This is a genomic window from Stenotrophomonas sp. YJH_SMC_127 (assembly GCF_059372445.1).
This window is the reverse complement of the sequence record NZ_JCAFVO010000003.1, coordinates 52,109-71,800: the sequence shown is the minus strand read 5'-3', so window position 1 is coordinate 71,800 and position 19,692 is coordinate 52,109. Positions and strand designations below refer to the sequence as shown.

Annotated in this window: 18 protein-coding genes and 3 tRNA genes; 16 read left to right on the top strand and 5 right to left on the bottom strand. The window is 65.5% G+C overall.

The window, feature by feature from the left end:
• Window positions 1-38: 38 nt before the first annotated feature.
• Window positions 39-380, top strand: a complete 342-nt coding sequence (locus AC5QAB_RS08680; RefSeq protein WP_004152082.1) for a carboxymuconolactone decarboxylase family protein — start codon at window positions 39-41, stop codon at window positions 378-380.
• Window positions 381-494: 114 nt separating this feature from the next.
• Here the strand turns inward: AC5QAB_RS08680 and AC5QAB_RS08675 are convergent, their stop codons facing one another.
• A complete protein-coding gene (locus tag AC5QAB_RS08675) occupies window positions 495-1,073 on the bottom strand; it encodes a superoxide dismutase (protein ID WP_049408054.1) in 579 nt (192 codons plus the stop codon).
• Window positions 1,074-1,193: 120 nt separating this feature from the next.
• Here AC5QAB_RS08675 and grxD point away from each other — a divergent pair, with 120 nt between their 5' ends.
• From grxD to AC5QAB_RS08620, 11 genes are all read left to right on the top strand, one after another.
• A complete protein-coding gene (gene grxD, locus AC5QAB_RS08670) occupies window positions 1,194-1,514 on the top strand; it encodes a Grx4 family monothiol glutaredoxin (protein ID WP_495233381.1) in 321 nt (106 codons plus the stop codon).
• Window positions 1,511-2,287: an SDR family NAD(P)-dependent oxidoreductase gene (locus AC5QAB_RS08665; protein WP_414934980.1), complete on the top strand. Its 777-nt coding sequence runs from the start codon at window positions 1,511-1,513 to the stop codon at window positions 2,285-2,287. Before grxD ends, AC5QAB_RS08665 begins: the two co-directional genes overlap by 4 nt.
• A 232-nt stretch (window positions 2,288-2,519) precedes the next feature.
• The gene (locus AC5QAB_RS08660) at window positions 2,520-5,738 is read left to right on the top strand and encodes a TonB-dependent receptor (RefSeq protein WP_462458799.1); all 3,219 of its coding nucleotides are present in this window, start codon (window positions 2,520-2,522) and stop codon (window positions 5,736-5,738) included.
• Window positions 5,739-5,991: 253 nt separating this feature from the next.
• Window positions 5,992-7,380: a nucleotide 5'-monophosphate nucleosidase PpnN gene (ppnN, locus tag AC5QAB_RS08655; protein WP_014036604.1), complete on the top strand. Its 1,389-nt coding sequence runs from the start codon at window positions 5,992-5,994 to the stop codon at window positions 7,378-7,380.
• A gap of 161 nt (window positions 7,381-7,541) precedes the next feature.
• Window positions 7,542-8,057: a pilus assembly FimT family protein gene (locus AC5QAB_RS08650; RefSeq protein ID WP_041863227.1), complete on the top strand. Its 516-nt coding sequence runs from the start codon at window positions 7,542-7,544 to the stop codon at window positions 8,055-8,057.
• Window positions 8,054-8,551 (top strand): type IV pilus modification protein PilV, encoded by a 498-nt coding sequence (pilV, locus tag AC5QAB_RS08645; RefSeq protein ID WP_046429810.1) that lies wholly within the window; start codon window positions 8,054-8,056, stop codon window positions 8,549-8,551. Before AC5QAB_RS08650 ends, pilV begins: the two co-directional genes overlap by 4 nt.
• Window positions 8,552-8,559: 8 nt before the next feature.
• A complete protein-coding gene (locus AC5QAB_RS08640; protein ID WP_046429811.1) occupies window positions 8,560-9,717 on the top strand; it encodes a PilW family protein in 1,158 nt (385 codons plus the stop codon).
• A gap of 5 nt (window positions 9,718-9,722) precedes the next feature.
• Window positions 9,723-10,244, top strand: coding sequence for a pilus assembly PilX family protein (locus AC5QAB_RS08635; protein WP_164166001.1), 522 nt, complete (start codon window positions 9,723-9,725; stop codon window positions 10,242-10,244).
• 13 nt (window positions 10,245-10,257) lie between these two features.
• On the top strand, window positions 10,258-14,025 hold the full coding sequence (locus AC5QAB_RS08630) for a pilus assembly protein (protein ID WP_049407951.1): 3,768 nt from the start codon (window positions 10,258-10,260) through the stop codon (window positions 14,023-14,025).
• A gap of 23 nt (window positions 14,026-14,048) precedes the next feature.
• A complete protein-coding gene (locus AC5QAB_RS08625) occupies window positions 14,049-14,456 on the top strand; it encodes a type IV pilin protein (protein WP_014646597.1) in 408 nt (135 codons plus the stop codon).
• Between the two features lie 47 nt (window positions 14,457-14,503).
• Window positions 14,504-14,580: transfer RNA gene (locus AC5QAB_RS08620), tRNA-Asn, on the top strand.
• A 52-nt stretch (window positions 14,581-14,632) separates the two neighbouring features.
• Here the strand turns inward: AC5QAB_RS08620 and AC5QAB_RS08615 are convergent.
• Window positions 14,633-15,178 (bottom strand): GspH/FimT family pseudopilin, encoded by a 546-nt coding sequence (locus AC5QAB_RS08615; protein WP_197556761.1) that lies wholly within the window; start codon window positions 15,176-15,178, stop codon window positions 14,633-14,635.
• Window positions 15,179-15,306: 128 nt separating this feature from the next.
• On the opposite strand from AC5QAB_RS08615, the gene uvrB reads away from it, so the two are divergent.
• From uvrB to AC5QAB_RS08600, 3 genes are all read left to right on the top strand, one after another.
• Entirely contained in the window at window positions 15,307-17,331 is a 2,025-nt protein-coding gene (gene uvrB, locus AC5QAB_RS08610) for an excinuclease ABC subunit UvrB (protein ID WP_014646599.1), read from the top strand.
• Between the two features lie 106 nt (window positions 17,332-17,437).
• Window positions 17,438-17,512 (top strand) — tRNA-Val (locus AC5QAB_RS08605).
• A gap of 98 nt (window positions 17,513-17,610) precedes the next feature.
• Window positions 17,611-17,685: transfer RNA gene (locus AC5QAB_RS08600), tRNA-Val, on the top strand.
• A gap of 132 nt (window positions 17,686-17,817) precedes the next feature.
• On the opposite strand, the gene AC5QAB_RS08595 is transcribed toward AC5QAB_RS08600, so the two are convergent.
• On the bottom strand, window positions 17,818-18,120 hold the full coding sequence (locus AC5QAB_RS08595) for a hypothetical protein (RefSeq protein WP_495233349.1): 303 nt from the start codon (window positions 18,118-18,120) through the stop codon (window positions 17,818-17,820).
• 182 nt (window positions 18,121-18,302) lie between these two features.
• On the opposite strand from AC5QAB_RS08595, the gene AC5QAB_RS08590 reads away from it, so the two are divergent.
• Complete coding sequence (locus tag AC5QAB_RS08590) at window positions 18,303-18,443, top strand: hypothetical protein (RefSeq protein WP_162838510.1); 141 nt, start codon at window positions 18,303-18,305, stop codon at window positions 18,441-18,443.
• An 87-nt stretch (window positions 18,444-18,530) separates the two neighbouring features.
• Here the strand turns inward: AC5QAB_RS08590 and AC5QAB_RS08585 are convergent, their stop codons facing one another.
• A complete protein-coding gene (locus AC5QAB_RS08585; protein WP_014646601.1) occupies window positions 18,531-18,815 on the bottom strand; it encodes a hypothetical protein in 285 nt (94 codons plus the stop codon).
• A gap of 29 nt (window positions 18,816-18,844) precedes the next feature.
• On the bottom strand, window positions 18,845-19,612 hold the full coding sequence (locus tag AC5QAB_RS08580) for a MipA/OmpV family protein (RefSeq protein ID WP_495233348.1): 768 nt from the start codon (window positions 19,610-19,612) through the stop codon (window positions 18,845-18,847).
• Between the last annotated feature and the right edge of the window lie 80 nt (window positions 19,613-19,692).

The following is a 19,692-nucleotide window of genomic DNA, read 5'->3' as shown; positions in this document are numbered from 1 at the left end:
GGTGGTAGCGTGGAGCTCCTTTCACAGGAGTCACGACCATGCTCGACTGGAATGCCTACCGCAAGGAACTGAAGGGCCGCATCGGCGAGATCGGCAAGCTCTCGCCGGATACGGTCAAGGGCTACGCCACCCTGGCCAATGCCGGTGCCCAGACCAACCACCTGGATGCCAAGACCCGGGAGCTGATCGCGCTGGCGGTGGCGGTGACCACCCGTTGTGACGGCTGCATCACCGTGCACGTGGACGCGGCGCTGAAGCATGGCGCCAGTCGCGAGGAAATCGCCGAGGCGCTGGGCGTGGCGGTCTCGCTCAACGCCGGCGCCGCGCTGGTGTACTCGGCGCGGGTGATGGATGCGGTGGCCGCGCACGAGAGCGCGTGAAGCCACGCTCTGCTGCCCGGTAGTGCCGGCCGCTGGCCGGCAACCCCGGCATCCTTGTACGTCCAGTGGGTTGCCGTCCAGCGGCCGGCACTACCCGGTGACAGAGCCGCTGCCTCAGCGCAGCTGGCTCTCGGCGAATTCCCAGTTGACCATCTGCCAGAACGCGTCCAGGTAACGCGCGCGGTCATTCTGGTAGTCGGTGTAGTACGCGTGCTCCCACACGTCGCAGCACAGCAGCGGGGTGCTGTCGCCGGTCAGGGGCGTGCCGGCGTTGCGGGTGGCCTGGATGCCCAGCTGGCCGCCCGGGTGCTGCACCAGCCACACCCAGCCCGAGCCGAACAGGCCCAGTGCAGCGCGGTTGAATTCCTCGCGCAGGCGCTGCGCGTCACCGAACTGGCGCTTGACCAGCTCGCCCAGCCGGCCCTGCGGTTCGCCGCCGCCGCGCGGGCGCAGGCACTGCCAGTAGAAGCCGTGGTTCCAGGCCTGGGCGGCCGCATCGAACAGCGTGCCCTGGGCATGGCGCACGATCTCTTCCAGCGACGCCTCCTCCCACTCGGTGCCGAGGGTGCCGGCGTTGACCGCGTCGACATAGGCGCGGTGGTGGCGGCCGTGATGCAGTTCCACGGTCTGCGCGGACAGGTGGGGCTGCAGGGAGCCGGAGAGGTAGGGCAGGGCGGGCAATTCGACGGGCATGTGCAGGTTCGTGGCCAGGGGACGGCGGCAGCCTGTTCCATCCGCTTACAATGGCGGCTACCGTGGGCAGTCTAGCCGACCATCACGGTCGGGTTGTCCGGCGAAGCAAGGAGTGTGGTTGTGGCGGTAATGCAGCAAATCCAGGCCGAGGTCGATCGTTACCCGCTCGTGCTGTTCATGAAGGGCACCCCGCAGTACCCGATGTGCGGCTTTTCCAGCCGCGCCGTGCAGGCGTTGATGGCTGCCGGCGCCGTCACCCTGCGCAACGTCAACGTGCTCGAAGAACCGGAGATCCGCGCCAACCTGCCGCGCTTCTCCAACCTGCCGACCTTCCCGCAGCTGTTCATCAACGGCGAGTTGATCGGCGGCTGCGACATCGTCATGGAACTGTTTGAATCCGGCGAGCTCAAGCGCATCGTCGAAGAGGCGACCCAGGGATGAGTGCCTGGCCGTCGACGTCACCGACTGACGGGGCGCTCGATGGCCGCCCGTTGCAGGACCGCGTGGTGCTGGTTGCCGGTGCCGGCGGCGGGCTGGGCAGTGCGGCGGCGATTGCCGCTGCGGCGGCCGGGGCTACGGTGGTCCTGCTGGGGCGCAAGCCGCGCCGGCTGGACCGGGTCTATGCCCAGGTCCAGGCGGTCGGCCCGGAACCTCTGCTGTACCCGATGGACCTGGAGGGTGCCGGCCCCGATGACTATGCCGAACTGGCCCAGGCCCTGCAGCGTGAGCTGGGGCGGCTGGATGGCCTGCTGGTCTGCGCCGCGCATTTCCCCGGCCTGACCCCGTTCGAGCTGGCCGACCCGGCCAGTTTCGCCCGCGCGGTCCATGTCACCCTGACCGCCCCGGCCTGGTTGGCCCAGGCCTGCCTGCCGCTGCTGCGGCAGCGCGAGGATGCCGCCCTGGTCTTCGCGGTCGATGCCCCCGAACGGGTGGGGCAGGCCTACTGGGGCGGGTATGGCGTGGCCCAGCACGGCCTGCGTGGCCTGATCGGCAGCCTGCACGATGAGCTGGGTCGCGGCCCGGTCCGGGTCAGTGGCCTGTACCCGGGGCCCCTGCGCACGGCACTGCGCGCCCGCGCCTATTCCGTCGACCAGGACCCGGCCGCGCAAGGGCCCGAAGCGGCCGCCGCTGCGGCCGTCACCCTGTTGTCCCGGGCCGGCCATGCCTGGCGGGGGACGATTCTCGATGCCAGCGAGGCAGTTCCCCGCGAGTGAGCCCCGGGGAAAGCCGGAGTGAAGAACCCGTCACGATTGCGTTGCGAACCGGTGCCGTTTGTCGCACAACCGTCACATTGATGGCGTAGCGTGTTAATCTAGTGTTAACCGTTATGGCTGCCTTCAGCCAAGCGGTAGGGAACCCCAGATAACTCTCCGACCAGCCACCCGCAGGGCTGTTTGGATGCGCTTTTTTTCCGCCATCGCCAACTCGCATCGAGGCTACCGAAAAATGACCCACCCACTCCGGATGTCCAAGCTTACCCTTGGTCTCGTGGCTGCACTTGCTGCCGCTCCCGCCTTCGCCCAGACCACCACTGCCGGTGTCGGCGGCCAGGTCGTGACCAGCGGCGGCCAGCCCGTCGCCGGTGCTGAAGTCACCATCACCCACACCGAGTCGGGCACGGTTTCGCGCGCTACTACCGACGCGGCGGGTCGCTACAACGCGCGCGGCCTGCGCGTGGGTGGTCCCTACACCATCACCATCACCAAGCCGGGTGAAGGCACCAAGACCGAAGATGGTGTCTACCTGGGCGTGAACCAGACCGGCACCATCAATGCCATCCTGACCGGTGACGTGGCCAAGGCCACCAACCTGGACACCGTGCAGGTCACCGCCGTCGGCGGCGGCTCGGAGGTGTTCAGTGCCACCAAGATGGGCTCGGGCACCAACATCAGCCAGGAGCAGATCGAGATTGCGCCGTCCATCGGCGGCAACATCCAGGATCTGATGCGCCTGGATCCGCGCGTCACCTTCATCGATCGCGCCTCGGGCTCGATCTCGGCCGGTGGCCAGAACCCGCGCTACAACTCGATCAACATCGACGGCGTCTCGGCCAGCGACACCTTCGGCCTGGAAGGCAACAACATGCCGACCCGCCGCCAGCCGGTCGCGATGGAAGCCATCGAAGCGCTGGACATCAACCTGTCCAACTACGACGTCAGCATCGCTGGCGCTGCCGGTGCCACCGTCAATGCGGTGACCAAGTCCGGTACCAATGAATTCCACGGTTCGGTGTACGGCACCTACCGTGACGGTGACTGGTTCGGCAAGAACCCGGAAGGCAAGAAGTTCAACGGCTTCAATGACGAAAAGACCTACGGCATGACCCTGGGCGGCCCGATCGTCAAGGACAAGCTGTTCTTCTTCGCCAACTACGAGAAGTTCAAGCAGTCCGCGCCGGGCGCCGATCTGTCCAGCACCGCGCTGGGCAAGGCCAATGCCGACTACAGCATGGCTGACGTGACCCGTGCCCAGGAAATCGCCAAGGGTTATGGCTTCGATGCCGGCGGTATCGAAAGCAACGGCAACACGGATCTGGAAGAGTACGCGCTGAAGCTCGACTGGAACATCAACGAGAACCACCGCGCCAACATCCGTTACAGCAAGCTCGAGCAGAGCAAGCTGCGCATCAACGGCATGGGCTCGACCTCGCAGGCTTCGCTGAGCTCTTACTGGTACCAGCACGTCAAGACCAACGAGAGCTACGTCGCCCAGGTCTTCAGCGACTGGACCGACACCTTCTCGACCGAGTTGAAGGCTTCGTACCGCGAGTACTCGGCCGTCCGCGAGGTGCCGACCAATGCCCCGAGCATCCGCATCTACTTCCCGCGCGGTGGCGATGTGACCACGCCGGAAGGCGACTCGCTGTTCCTGGGTACCGAGACCAACTCGCAGAACAACGTGCTGGAAACCAAGGCGTGGAACTACTACGCCGCCGGTACGCTGACCTTGGGTGACCACGACCTGAAGTTCGGTGGTTCGTACGACACCAACGATGTCTACAACTACTTTGGCGCTGGCTCGTGGGGTGCTTACACCTTCTATGGCCTGGACAATTTCGCCAAGGGGCAGTGGCAGACCTACCAGCTGAACAAGGAAAAGAGCGCGAACTCGATCGCGGCTGACTACAAGTACAGCAACCTGGCCCTGTTCGTGCAGGACACCTGGTACGTCAACAGCAACCTGACCCTGACCATGGGTCTGCGTGGCGACCGGCCGAAGGTGAGCCCGGCGCCGGCGTACAACCAGAAGGCGCAGACTGTCTTCGGTTATGACAATAGTGCGGTGTTCCCGAGCAAGTTCCTGATCCAGCCGCGCTTCGGCTTCAACTACACCTTCGACACCGAGCGCCCGACACAGCTGCGCGGCGGCATCGGCCTGTTCCAGGGTGATGCACCGCAGGTGTGGATCAGCAACAGCTACTCCACCACCGGCTTCAACTACGACTCGTACAACATCAGCCGCTACAACGGCCAGAAGTTCAATCCGGACAAGGACAACCAGCCGGTCCCGACCACTCCGGGCAGCGCGCTGCAGAACGTCAACTTCGTCGGCCGCGACTTCAAGCTGCCGTCGCTGTACAAGGCCAACCTGGCCTTCGATCACGAGCTGCCTTGGTACGGCATGGTCGCCTCGGCCGAGCTGCTGGTCACCAAGGTCAAGGATGGCCTGTACTACCAGCACCTGAACCTGGGCAAGGGCCGTCAGGTCGGTGCCGATGGTCGCGTGAACTACTACGTGCCTTCGGCTGACGGCAGGGCGTGGGGCACCAACGATGCGCGTAATGGTTATGCCGCACAGGGCTTCAACAACGTCTACCTGATCGACAACACCGATCAGGGCCGCACCTCGCAGTTCACCGTCTCGCTGAGCAAGCCGTGGAGCGCGAGCAGCGACTGGTCCTGGAACCTGGGCTACACCTACACCGATGCCAAGGAAGTGGGTAGCCTGACCAGCTCCACCGCCAGCTCGGGCTGGGGCTACCAGTACGCCTTCAATGCCAACGAGGAAATGCTGAACACCTCGCGCTACCAGATCCGAGACCGCCTGTCGGGCTCGCTGAACTGGAAGCACAAGTTCTTCGGCGACTACGAGACCAAGGTGGGTCTGGTGTACGAAGGCCGCAGCGGCCGCCCGTACAGCTACATCTATGTGAACGACGCCAACGGCGACGGCCGTTCGGGCAACGACCTGTTCTACGTGCCGCGTCGCGGCGAGGTCCTGTTCGGTACCCTGTCCAACAACGGCAAGTTCACCGCCGATGCGGCGATGGAGAAGTCGTTCTTCGACTGGCTGGCGGCCAACCCGCAGCTGGCCAAGTACGAAGGCCAAGTGGCTCCGGCCAACCAGTTCCGTACCGGCTGGATCAACACCTTCGACATCCGTATCAGCCAGCAGCTGCCGGGCTTCATGAAGGGCCACAAGTCGGAGATCTGGCTGGACATCCAGAACGTCGGCAACATGCTCAACAAGAAGTGGGGCAACATCTACGACTACGGCTTCTACGCCAACGCTCGTGTTGCCAGCCTGCAGGGCCTGTACAACGGCAAGTACGTCTACAACTACCGTGGCGCGGACCTGCCGAGCGTCGCCAACTCCGATGCTGACGGCTTCGACGTCGGTGTCTCGCAGTGGTCGATGCAGCTGGGCTTCCGCTACCAGTTCTGATGCACTGACGTAGCGCTGCTGTAAACGGAAACGGCCGGGGAAACCCGGCCGTTTCCCGTTCAGGCGAAAGTCCTTGCGGGGCGCTGGGCAACGGCGTAGCATCTGGAAATGTGCGCGGCGTCAACGCCGCCCAGGCGGTCCCGGACAGGCGAACGCGGGCAGCACACATCCAACGGTCGGGCTTCCCGGCCGTTTTGCTTTTTAAGGGGGCGGCAGTACAGTCGGAAACCTTGAAGGAAGCGAAAAATTGGATATGACCACGAACGAAAAATCAGCCCGTGCACTGCCGGTGCAGGATGCGCGGATCTACCCGCGCGGTGGGCTGGATGTGCTGTCGCGGGCCGAGGTCGCACGCCTGCGCGATGCCTCCGCCGGCGGCATGCATGAGCTGCTGCGCCGCTGCGCGCTGGCTGTGCTGACCAGCGGCAGCGCTTCGGACGATCCGCGCGCGGCGCGCGACCTCTACCCTGATTTCGACATCCAGGTGGCGCAGCAGGATCGCGGCGTGCGCATCGACCTGGTCAACGCACCGGCGATGGCCTTCGTCGACGGCGAGATCATCCGCGGTGTCGCCGAACTGCTGTTCGCCGTCGTGCGCGACCTGGCCTACATGGCCATCGAGATGGGCCCGGCCTACGCGGCCGAGCTGGAGTCGTCCGAGGGCATCACCAACGCGGTGTTCGGCCTGCTGCGCAATGCGCGCATCCTCAACCCGGGCGATCCGAACCTGGTGGTGTGCTGGGGCGGCCATTCGATCTCGCGCGACGAGTACCTGTACACCAAGCAGGTGGGTTACGAGCTGGGCCTGCGCGGCCTGGACATCTGCACCGGCTGCGGTCCGGGTGCGATGAAGGGCCCGATGAAGGGCGCCACCATCGCCCATGCCAAGCAGCGCCGTACCGTGACGCGCTACATCGGCCTCACCGAGCCGGGCATCATCGCGGCCGAGTCGCCGAACCCGATCGTCAACCACCTGGTGATCATGCCGGACATCGAGAAGCGCCTTGAGGCCTTCGTCCGCATCGGCCACGGCATCATCGTGTTCGCCGGTGGCGTCGGCACTGCCGAAGAGATCCTGTACCTGCTCGGCATCCTGCTGCGCGAGGAGAACAAGGACCTGCCGTTCCCGCTGATCCTTACCGGCCCGACCGTGGCGGCGCCGTACTTCGAGCAGATCGACCGCTTCATCCGCCTGACCCTGGGTGATGAGGCTGCCGAGCGCTACGAGATCATCATCGGTGACCCGGTCGCGGTGGCCAAGAAGATGGCCAACGGCATCAAGCGCGTGCGCGAGCACCGCCTGGCGCAGAAGGACTCGTTCTTCTTCAACTGGTCGATCGAGATCCCGTGGGAGTACCAGCAGCCGTTCGTGCCGACCCACGAGGCGATGGCGGCGCTGGACCTGCACCACGGGCGTGCGCCGCACGCGCTGGCGGCCGATCTGCGCCGGGCGTTCTCGGGCATCGTCGCCGGCAACGTGAAGGAGGACGGCATGCGCCGCATCGAGCAGTTCGGGCCGTTCCAGATCCACGGGGATCCGGACATGATGCAGGCGCTGGATGCGCTGCTGCGCGCCTTCGTCGAGCAGCGCCGGATGAAGATCTCCGGCGAATACCAGCCCTGCTACCAGGTGCTGGCCTGAACCCGTGCCGGCGCGATGGGGATCGCGCCGGCACGGGCAGGGGAGGGCGGGTCGTCAAGCCTTTGACGCCCGTCGCCCCGGATTGACCGTTCATCCTGCCGCCGCTTGCCGGTGGCGGGACGATGGCCCATCGTGGCCACCAACACGCTGGGGAGCGTCCAATGTCTTTGCGCCGGCAAAACGGTTTCACGCTGGTTGAACTGATGGTCACGCTGGCCGTCTTCGTGATCCTGGCGTCGATCGCCTATCCGAGCTTCCGCGGGATGATCCGCTCGAACCGGCTGGCGACCGCCAACAATGAACTGATCGCGCTGGCCAACCTGGCCCGCAGCGAAGGCATCCGCAACAGCAACGGTGGCGGTGTCTGTGGCAGCGCCGATGGCAAGGCCTGTGATGGCGACTGGTCCAAGGGTGTGCTGGCCTGGTCGGACCTGGATGGCGACGGCCAGATGGGCAGCAATGACGTCGCGCTGCGCTTTTCTCAGGGCAATCCGCAGCTGAGCGTAGTCGGCCCACCGGGCGCGGTCATCGCCTTCGACGGGCGCGGCCGGCGCAGGGCGGTCGCTGATCAGACCCTGGTGCTGTCGCCGGATGCGTGCAAGGCCGGTGAATCGAAAAGCACGTTGACGATCAACCAATCCGGCCAGGTCCGGGTGACCAAGGGAGCCTGCTCATGAGCCGCCGCAACCTGGCCCGCCCGCGCTCGTCGCAGGGTGGCTTCAGCCTGATCGAAGTGATGGTGGCGGTGCTGATCCTGGCGTTCGGGCTGCTGGGCTTTGCCTTGCTGCAGACCACCAACGTCCGCTTCGTGCAGAGCGCAAACTACCGCACCCAGGCGACCAACCTGGCCAACGACCTGATCGAACTGATGCGCGCCCAGCGCACCGATACCCTGGCCGGTGGCGCCTACTCCTCGGCCTCGTTCTCGGCCGGCTCGGTGAAGCCCAGCGGCGTCTGCGCCTGGCCGACCGGCGCTGCCGTGACGCCGAAGACGAACGTGGCGCGCTGGCAGTGCGAGGTCGCGCGCACGCTGGGCGAGAAGGCCAGCGCGCAGGTGACCTTCGTGCAGAGCACCGGCCAGGTCACCGTGGCCATCAGCTGGGGTGACCAGCGCTGGGATCCGAAGGATCCCGACAGCCTTACCACCTTCGGCCTGACGACCTTCCTGTGAACGCGCCCATGAGTCCAATTTCGCGAGCCCGAGGCCTGTCGCTGATCGAACTGATGATCGCCATGGTCATCGGCCTGGTCCTGATGCTGGGCGTCACCCAGATCTTCATCGCCTCGCGTGCGGCGTCGCGGCTGTCCGAAGGCGCGGCCCGTACCCAGGAGAACGCGCGCTTCGCGCTGGATTTCCTGCAGCGTGACCTGCGCATGGCCGGCCACTTCGGCTGCGTCAACGACCAGGCCCACGTGGTCAAGAACACCGGCGATATCGGCTATCACCTGGGCATCAGCTCGGGCAGTGGCGACCCGCAGGATTTCTCGGTTCCGGTGCAGGGGTATGAGGCAGCAGGTACGGCGCCGGGCGCCACGCTGACGCTGGGCCGTGCGTGGAGCGCGGCGCAGTCGGTACCGAAGAGCATCACCAACCTCAAGCCGGCGCCGTTGCCTGGCAGCGACATCCTTGTGCTGCGCCTGATGAGTCCGGAAGGGGCCGTGGTGACCGGCATCTCCGTGGCCGCGGGTGCGACCACGCTGACCGTCTCCAGTGATGGCATGGCCCGACTGAAGGCCAACGCCGCAGGTACGCCGACGGTCTTCGGCATAGCCGACTGCACCCGTGCCGACGTCTTCCCCGCCACCATCAGCGGTTCGACCTTGAAGGTGGACAAGGTCGACCTGAGCAACTATTCGATCAACAACGCGATGACCATGCTGTATCGCGCCGATGGCATGGCGTACTACATCGCGACCAATCCCAATGGCGAGCCGGCGCTTTACCGGGCACGCGCGAATGGCGCCGGCGGCTACGCCGATGGCGAGGAGCTGGTGGAAGGCATCGAGAACATGCAGTTCCTGTACGGACTGGATGCCACCCCGGATATCGCCCTGCCCACGCCGCCGACCGGTCGCATCGTCGACCAGCGCGTGGCCAGTGCGGTCAGTACCGGTACCGATGCCACCGCCGCAGGGCAGTGGCGCCGCGTCGGCATGGTGCAGGTCGGCCTGCTGGCGCGCAGTCCGCAGCGTGCGTCGGCCGAAGCGCCGGGCAGTGCGGCCACGTATCCGGCCATCCTCGGGGTGGGCTTTGCCCCGGCCGATCCTTACGACCAGCGCCATCGTGGCGCCTATGAAGCGTCCGTTGCGCTGCGCAACCGCTTGTTCGGGAACTGACGACCATGCGCATTCATCCTTCCTCCCGACGCCGTCCCTTCGTTGCCCAGGCACGACAGCAGGGTGCCGTTCTCTATGTCGCGCTGATCATGCTGGTGCTGCTGGCCCTGCTGGGCGTGATCGGCATGCAGGTGGCCGGCATGCAGGAACGCATGGCGGCCGGCTACCGGGCGACCAACATGGCGCTCCAGAACGCGGAAGGCGCGGCACGCAGCGCCGAGAACGCCGTGGAGAACATCGCCAACCGCAAGGATGCCGGCGCCAATCCGGCCGTGGCCTCCTCCGACATCAACCAGCAGTGCGATGACGGCTTCGACCCCTCGGCCTGGGTCGCGAAAACCAAGCTGGGCAGCAAGCCGGCCATCTATGTCCGTGAGATCCAGGGCTGCATCCAGGGGGAGGGTGCGCTGGACATGGGCAAGTCGGTGGAGAAGCCGACGCCGGTCTACCAGATCACGACCTATGCCGGTGATACCACCAGTGATGCGACGTCGCGTGCGGCGATCGATACCGTATTCAAGCTGTGAGGGTGGGGAGCCCATGAACACTCGCAACCGCAGGATCCTGGCAGGCGTTGGCCTTGCCGTCTTGGCCGCTGGCGGCTATCTGGCGCATACCTTGTTTGCCGCACAGGCGCAGGGCGTGCTGGCACAGGAGCCGATGAACGTGCAGACGCGCGCGACACCGGCGTTCATCATGGCGGTGGACGATTCGGGTTCGATGAACTTCGAACGCATGTTCCCCGGTGGTGACGGCCGCATGCGCTGGAACAGCAACACCAACAGCTTCTTCAACAACGATGGAAGCTTCTTCAGCGTGGGCTCGGCGTGCGCCAGCAACTCGGTGGACTGTTACCTCTACCTGTATCCGCACGCGGAGTTCAACAAGGAATACTCGCCAGGCCGCGCCATTCCGCCGCTGGATATCTACGGCTTCGCGCGTTCGCATGTCTACAACGCCAGTTACTTCAACCCGGCAGTGACCTATCGGCCGTGGACCAATGCCGATGGCACGCTGTGGGCAGATGCCTCCATCACCCAGACCCGCGCCGATCCCCGGTCCGGCCAGCGCGGCTACAACGCCGTGTACAACATGACCGTCAATCGGGCCGACACGTCGGAAAAGTTCCAGTTCGTCAACGGTATGCGGATTCCCGACCTTTCCGGTACCGGCAATGAATACTATGTCGACAGCTGGTGGGATGGTGGATGGAAGACCGCCGCGATCAGCAACACCGGCAATACCACATACTCCATCAGTTATTTTCCGGCGACATTCTACCTGCCGGCTGCAGCGCCTGCACCGGACGGATACAAGACCGACGACGCCAGTCGCCCGGTGATTACCGGTGCCTGTGGTCCGGGCTGCAACCTGCGTCGCTACCAGATCAAGCCGGGCAATTACTCGAGTCCGGCCGCCTACAACGCCGCGATCCAGAATTTCGCCAACTGGTTCCAGTATCACCGCAACCGCGTGCTGGCCATCGTCGGTTCGTCGACCGCCGCCCTGGTGAGCGTGGATACGATGCGGGTGGGCTACTTCACCATCAACAAGCTCAGCAACGCGACCATGTATGACATGGTCACCAACCGAGCTGACCTCTACAAGCAGATTTATGCGCTGACGGCCAACGGCGGCACGCCCAACCGTCGCGCGGTGGAGTATCTGGTCGACCAGTTCCGTCGTACCGACGCCGATGCCCCCGTGCAGCTGGCCTGCCAGCGTAATGGCGGCATGCTGTTCACCGATGGCTACACCAACTCCGGCAATGCACCGAGCGCGTCCTTCGGTGACGCCGACTCGGTGAACTCGACCCACCTGCCGTCCATTCCGTTCTCCGACGGCTACAGCAATACCATCGCCGACATCGCCGCGGCGGCTTATGCAGGCGCCCGGACCCCCCTGCGCACCGGGACCAGCTTCCCGGCGGGGCAGGTGCCGGTCAGTGACAAGTGCAGCTCCCTGGACAAGAGCAGCCCGGACTGGAAGCGCCTGGACTGCCAGACCGACCTGCACATGAACTTCTACGGCGTGACCCTGGGCGCGCAGGGCAAGATCTACGGCGTCAACCAGGCCGCAACCGCCGATCCGTACAAGACGGCGCCGAACTGGGCCGGCAATGGCAATCCGCTGGACGTCGATGACGGTACCGTCATCGATGAGCTGTGGCATGCGGCCGTCAACAGCCGTGGCGAATTCATCAACGCGCAGACCCCGGCGGACGTCACCGAGGCCATGCGTCGGGTGCTGTCCTCGATCAGTGGTGGTGCGTCGCCTTCAGGCACGATCGGTATCAGTGGTGCGCGCATCGGCACCGGCTCACTGGCGGTCACCCCACGCTATGACATCACCAACAGCGGCACCGACTGGTCGAGCAAGCTGACTGCGGCCAGCGTCAAGGTCAACGCCGACCAGGTCGCGGAGCTCACCGAGGTGTGGGAAGCCTCCAGCCGCCTGACGTCGTCCGGCCGCCGGATCGTGGCCAACAAGCTGGGTTCGCCGGTGGACTTCAACAGTGCCCGTATCAGCCTGCAGGATCTGTGCAGCAAACCCGACGGCAAGTACGCGTCGATGCTGGTCTGCTCCACCGACAAGCTGACGACGATCAAGGCCGATCTGGCCAGTGCCATCAACTATCTCAGTGCCGACAGCTCCACCGAGGTCCGCAACGGCGGCAAGTATCGTGACCGGACCACGCCGCTGGGTGACATCGTCAATTCGGCGCCGGTGGTCAGCTCGCCGCTGGACGACTACGGGTACCGCCAGCTCGGCGGCACCTACGCCAAGAGCTACACCGACTACCTGGCGACCAAGGCCAAGTCCCAGCGGTACATGGTCTATGTCGGTGCCAATGACGGCATGCTGCACGCCTTCGATGGCGGCATGAAGGCCGATGCCAAGCAGGACGGCACCGGCGGCACGGAGAGCTTTGCCTACATCCCGGCCACCGCGCTGGGGCACATGGCCAACCTGCTGTTCCCCTACAAGTCCGATACGGCCGACCAGACCTTCCGCCACCGCTATTACGTCGATGGCCCGATTGCCGTGGCCGATACCTACAACGGCACCGCGTGGCAGACCAGCCTGGTGGGCACCACGGGTGCAGGTGGCCGTTCGGTGTTCGCGCTGGACGTCACCACGCCGGGCAGCTTCGGCACCGGCAACGTGCTGTGGGAAATCAGCGACATCAACGCGTCGCTGAGGGACGAGGTGCGCAACAACATCGGATTCGTGCTGGGCAAGCCGGTGATCGTGCCGGTGAAGAGCGGCACCGGCGTCGCCTGGAAGGCGATCTTCGGCAATGGGTACGGCAGCGCCAATGGCAAGGCGGTGCTGTTCGTGGTCGACATGGCCAGTGGCGACATCCGGATGATCGAAGCCGTCGAGGGTACGTCAGGCGCCGGCATCTCCGGGAGTAACGGACTGGGCAATGTTGTGGTTGTCGATCGCTGGACCGGTACCAACCAGGATGCGCGCGGCCGTGATGGACTGGCCGACACCGTCTATGCCGCCGATCAGCGTGGCGCCGTGTGGAAGTTCGACCTGACCAGCAGTGCGAACACCACGCTGACCGTGCCGATGTTCACCAGCCAGGTTGCCCAGGACTCCTCCACCAAGACCTACCGCCAGCCGATCACCGGTGGCATGACTGCTGCCACCGGTCCTTCGGGCGGCGTGATGCTCTATTTCGGCACCGGCAGCTTCTCCTTCACCAGCGACAAGGATGACAAGGCGCAGCAGGCGCTGTACGCCGTGAACGATCTGTCGGGGAAGACGGTGACCTCGACGGTGACCGCTGCCAACCTGGTTCCGTACACGGCCGCGGCCGCCACTGCAGGCGTTGATGAACGCAAGATCACGGCGGGGACGGCCCCGGCAAATGCCCGGGGCTGGATGATCCAGCTGCCTGCCGGCAATGGCGAGCGTGCGGTGGGCAACCCGATCCTGGTCAGTGGCATCGTCTTCATGCCGACCTACGTGCCCAACATGCAGTCGGTAGGCTGTTCGACCAGCGGTTCGAACTGGCTGTTCGGGCTGTCGTCGATCAGCGGCTTGCCGATGTTGGAGAACGTGCGCTATGGCTCGCCGACCGGCAGCCGGCCCGGGGCAGCGACCGCCGCCATCGCGTTGAAGACCGGAGGAACTGCGCCGGTCCGTGACGTTTCGCTGTCGGTGCTGCCGCGTCCGACGGACAACAAGGCGCCGCCCGGAGGCAGCTCCTGCTGGATGGCCGTCGGCGCGGCGGGCAGCCAGTCGCTGTATCTGCCTTACCCTTGCGGTCGCCAGTCCTGGCGCCAGCTCCAGTAACCCCAGTGCGAGGATCCACGCTCATGTTGCACACTCACATGCCTCGCCGCGCGGCTGGCTTTACGCTGATCGAATTGATGATCGTGGTGATCGTCATCGGCATCCTGGCGGCGATCGCCATTCCGTCCTATCAGGAATACGTGCGCCGATCGCATCGTGCCGTGGTGAAGGCGGACCTGGCTGAGTACGCACAGCGCGCCGAGCGCTACCACACCAGCAACAACTCCTACACCGGCTACGCGCTGCCGACCAAGGTGTCGCCCCGTGATGGCGGTACCGTGCGCTACAACCTGGACTACAAGGGGGATGGCACCAGCTTCACCATCACCGCCACCCCGCAGGGCACGCAGGCCAAGGACAGCTGCGGCACGATGAGCGTGGACCAGGCCAACCGCAAGACGGCCGACGGTGGCGTTGCCAGCTGCTGGTGAAACAGGTGTTGATCTTCCTGTAATCGACCAGTACAATGCGCCTCCCCGCCCGAATAGCTCAGCCGGTTAGAGCACTTGACTGTTAATCAGGGGGTCGTTGGTTCGAGTCCAACTTCGGGCGCCAGACACTGCAAAAGCCGCGAGAAATCGCGGCTTTTGCTTTTCTGCGCAGGCAGTCAGCAGGGCGTATCGCGGTCCACGCGTTCACTTCGCACGCGGCCGCCATTGTTGACGATCAACGCACCGTGCAGCCGGTTGCCCGCGCAGATGCGCAGGGTCAGGTTGGCCCCTGGGCTGCGTCCGTCTGCCTGGAAGAACAGCTGGGGCCGCCCGCTGCTGGCCTGGGCAAGGATCGATATGTCCGAGCGCCCGGTGTGATGGTTCAGGATCGCCTCCCGCGACGTTGGCTCCCCGCGCTGGTCGCCACTGCGGTAGATGATCCAGCCGGCGCTCCAGTCGTCGCTGCAGTGCAGGCCGTCGATACTGGCGCAGAGGCCGATCAGCTCGCGTCTGCGCAATGCCTCGCTGCGCGCGCCGGCCAGGCTGGCGTGCAGGGTCAGTTGTAGTGCATCGGCGCGTTGCCGCAGCAGCAAAGGCTGCAGCGCCGGCCAGGACGCCGCCAGCAGCACCGCCAGCACGGCGATGACCACCAGCAGTTCGGTCAGGTGCACGCCCCGCGCAGAGCGGGGGCCGAGGGGGCAGGGGGCATGGGTCGGGTGCATGCATCCAGCCTCCGCGCCCGGCTGCGCGGCCGCCATCGGGAATCCCCGTGGCGGGCTGCCCGGCCACCCCTCAGCCAGCCGTCACCCCTAGCCCCGTATACTCATCCTTCCCGGGAACTGGCAACACCATGAGCGACAGTTTTGAACTTGTCTCGCCGTATTCGCCGGCGGGCGACCAGCCCGATGCCATCGCGAAGCTGACCAGCAACTTCGAGGCCGGCATCGCCAAGCAGACCCTGCTGGGCGTGACCGGCTCGGGCAAGACCTACACCATCGCCAACGTCATCCAGAACATTCAGAAGCCGACGCTGATCATGGCGCCGAACAAGACGCTGGCGGCGCAGCTGTATGGCGAATTCAAGGCGTTCTTCCCGCACAACGCGGTGGAGTATTTCGTCAGCTATTACGACTACTACCAGCCCGAAGCCTATGTGCCGTCGTCGGACACCTTCATCGAGAAGGACAGTTCGATCAATGAACATATCGAGCAGATGCGGCTGGCCGCGACCAAGACCCTGCTGTCGCGCCCGGACGCGATCGTGGTGGCGACGGTGTCGGCGATCTATGGCCTGGGCGCGCCGGAAGACTACCTGTCGCTGCGCCTGATCCTGTCCAAGGGCGAGCGCATCGACCAGCGCGACCTGATCAACCACCTGACCCAGCTGCAGTACACGCGCAATGAGTACGAACTGCAGCGCGGCACCTTCCGCGTGCGCGGCGAAGTGATCGACGTGTTCCCGGCCGAGTCGGACAGTGAAGCGCTGCGCCTCGAGCTGTTCGATGGCGAGGTCGAGAAGATCACCCTGTTCGATCCGCTGACCGGCGAGACGCTGCGCAACATGCAGCGCTTCACCGTGTATCCGAAGACCCACTATGCGACCACGCGCGAACGCGTGCTGGCGGCGATCGAGACGATCAAGGTGGAGCTGAAGGAGCGGCTGGAGCAGCTGTACGCGCAGAACAAGCTGGTGGAGGCGCAGCGTTTGGCGCAGCGCACCCAGTTCGACCTGGAGATGATGGCCGAGGTCGGTTACTGCAACGGCATCGAGAACTACTCCCGGCACCTGACCGGCAAGGCCGCCGGCGAGCCGCCGCCGACCCTGTTCGACTACCTGCCGGCCGATGCGCTGCTGGTCATCGACGAATCGCATGTGACCATTCCGCAGATCGGCGCCATGTTCAAGGGCGATCGCTCGCGCAAGGAAACCCTGGTCGAGTTCGGCTTCCGCCTGCCGTCCGCGCTGGACAATCGTCCGCTGCGTTTCGAGGAATGGGAGGAGCGTTGCCCGCGCAGCATCTACGTGTCGGCCACGCCGGGTCCGTATGAATACCGCGAGGCCGGAGACGAGATCACCGAACTGGTGGTGCGCCCGACCGGCCTGATCGACCCGGTGGTGGAGATCCGGCCGGTGGGTACCCAGGTCGACGACCTGATGAGCGAGGCCAACGCGCGCATCAAGGCGGGCGACCGCGTGCTGGTCACCACGCTGACCAAGCGCATGGCTGAAAACCTCACTGAATACCTCACCGAGCATGGCATCCGCGTGCGTTACCTGCACTCGGACGTGGACACGGTCGAGCGTGTGGAGATCATCCGCGACCTGCGCCTGGGCAAGTTCGACGTGCTGGTCGGCATCAACCTGCTGCGCGAAGGCCTGGACATGCCCGAGGTATCGCTGGTGGCGATCCTGGACGCCGACAAGGAAGGCTTCCTGCGTTCCACCGGCTCGCTGATCCAGACCATCGGCCGCGCCGCCCGCAACGTGCGCGGCAAGGCGATCCTGTATGCCGACCGGATCACCCGTTCGATGCAGGCGGCGATCGATGAAACCGACCGCCGCCGCGCCAAGCAGGTCGAGTACAACGAAGAACATGGCATCGTGCCGCGTTCGGTGGCGCGCCCGATCGTCGACGTCCTCGAGGGCGCGCGTTCGGATGCCGCGGAGAAGGAAGCCAAGAAGGGCAAGGGCAAGGGCCGGGCGGGCGTGGCCGAAGAGGCGACCGACTATCGTTCGCTGTCGCCGGCGCAGCTGGCTGTCCGTCTGAAGGCGCTGGAACAGCAGATGTACCAGCACGCCAAGGATCTGGAATTCGAGGATGCCGCGCGCGTGCGTGACCAGATCCGCCAGCTGAAGGAAGCCAGCCTGGGCTGAACGCGGCAGTGCAGCATCATCTTCACAAAAGTGTTGCGCTTCCCTGCCGGCATCCGTAATATACGCGGCCTGCACCGACGCAATCGCGGAAATGCAGAAGCAAAACGGGCGGTTAGCTCAGCGGTAGAGCACTACCTTGACATGGTAGGGGTCACAGGTTCGAACCCTGTACCGCCCACCACGAAGTCCTCGCAAAAGGGCTCTCGTGAACTGCAAAGCCCGGCCCTGGCGCCGGGTTTTTACGTAACAAGGCCAGCCTTCGGGCGGCAAGAACAAGATGGGCGGTTAGCTCAGCGGTAGAGCACTACCTTGACATGGTAGGGGTCACAGGTTCGAACCCTGTACCGCCCACCACCTGTTCCCGGCGTTGCCGGTGAAGCGGTGGAAACGATAAAAGCCGGCCCTGGGGCCGGCTTTCTTCGTTCCAGGGGGCAGGACCCCGGCGTTTCCGCGAAGCCACATTCCTGCAGGTTCAGTGGCGTGAAATCAGTGGGTGATGGTGATCGAACGCTGGATCCGCCAGTGGCCATCGACGCGTTCCCACAACTGCGCTACACCTGCCCGGGCCAGCGCAGCATGCGGGCTGCCGCCATGGTCGCCTGCCAGTTGCTGGCTGCCCAGGCGCAGCACGCGGTCCTGGCGCAGGTGATAGAGCTGCAGGGGCAGCGCTTCATGCGTGTCCTGCGGTCCTTCGGTGCGCAGGATCTGGCTGCGCAGGGCAGCCTCGGTGGGCCCGCTGCCGTCGCCGAACAGGCTGGAGAACAGCAGGACCAGGGCAAGCATCGGCATGGCACGGTGCTCCAGCGGGAAAGTGCGTGCAGGCTGGCATGGCCGGCCGGGCGCCGCAGCCGGCCTGCGACGAAGGCGGGGATTGCGCCGCCAAAGGCAGGCAGGCGGCGATGAATCCGGGACGCGCAGGCGTAGACTCGGCGCTACCGCGCAACCGCGCCGTCACTTCAACGAGCTGCCGCATGAGCGATCACGTCCCGGTGTCCAGGCCCAATCCGTTCCTGGAACGCCTGTTCGGCGGCAACATGCTGGAAGGCACGTTCAAGGCAGTGATCTGGGTGGCGATCCTGTGCGCGCTGCTGGCGTGGACCACGCTGCGCTGAGCGACGCTACCGCGTGGGCTTGGCTGCTGATGCAGTGAATACGGGTGCCGCGGCAAGGGTGCGGCGGCAGTGTCCGTGCATGTGCCGTCAGGCGCTGAAGGCCTGGCGCAGGCTGCGCAGGGTTGCCTGGCGGTGCTCCCTGGCCGTCGGCTCGCCCATCTCCAGTTCCTGCAGGCGCAGTCCAACCAGGGTCATCGACAACGCATAGCCGCGTGCCGCGTCCGCAACGCGGGACAGGCCCACTGCACGGCGTGCCAGTGCATTCACATGTTCGAGGTCGGGCATCAGTCCCAGATAGACGCGCTCGGCGCTGTCCAGGTCGGGCGCGCGCAGGATCGCGTGGGCTTCGGTGGCGGAGGAGACGGAGGCCATGGGGGTCCTTGTCCGTAGGGGGCGCTCGCTCAGAACGAGCGCATCAGGGAAACGAAGGCCGACGTCTGCGTGCCACGTCGTGCCATCGGGCTGTCCTTCACTGCATCACCGAACCACTGGTTGGCCACCACGCCGGTGGCGCGCCATTTGGTGCCCAGTGGCGTGCTGACCGCGATCTGCAGGCTCGGTGACGTGGTGCTGCCGGGGCGGTAGGCGGCAAGGCCCGAGCGCAGGGCTTCTTCATCGCTGATGCCGTAGTAGTAGTCGAGCAGCCGTGCACTGGAGTGCACCACGCCCGCCCGCGGCACCCAGGTGAAGCGACCCGCCTGGATCGGGTAGCTGTAATGCAGGCGCGACTCGAAACCGCCGCCATGGCCGGTCACTTCGCGCATCACGCTGGCCTCGACCATGCCCCAGTCGGCGCCGTACTCGCCGTTGATGCCGGCCATGGCCGACATCTGCCGGCTGTGCAGGCGGCGCAGCTGAGCATCGTTCACGTCGTCGGTCTTGAAGCGCAGCGTGTAGGGCGTGACCGCCGCCGACAGGCGCAGTCCCTGGCCCTTGTAGAGGTACATGCCCAGCGAGCCGGGGCTGGCGAAGAAGCGCTCGCCCTGCCAGGCAATGGCCGGTACCACCAGCGGTTTGACGTCGTAGTGCGCGTACGCACCGGAGGTCGCGCCAGCGCTGATGCCGGCCTGTACGCCCGGGTTCTGCTCGGCAGCGTGGGCGAACAACGGCACGCCGAGGGCAGCGGTGAACAGCAGCGGGCGCAGCAGGGTCGGGGACAGCGACGGCATCGATCAGCCACGTTGCGGAGGATGGCTGCGCATGGTGAGGGGGCAACATTGTCAGAACATTGCGCCCGCGTGATCGGCAC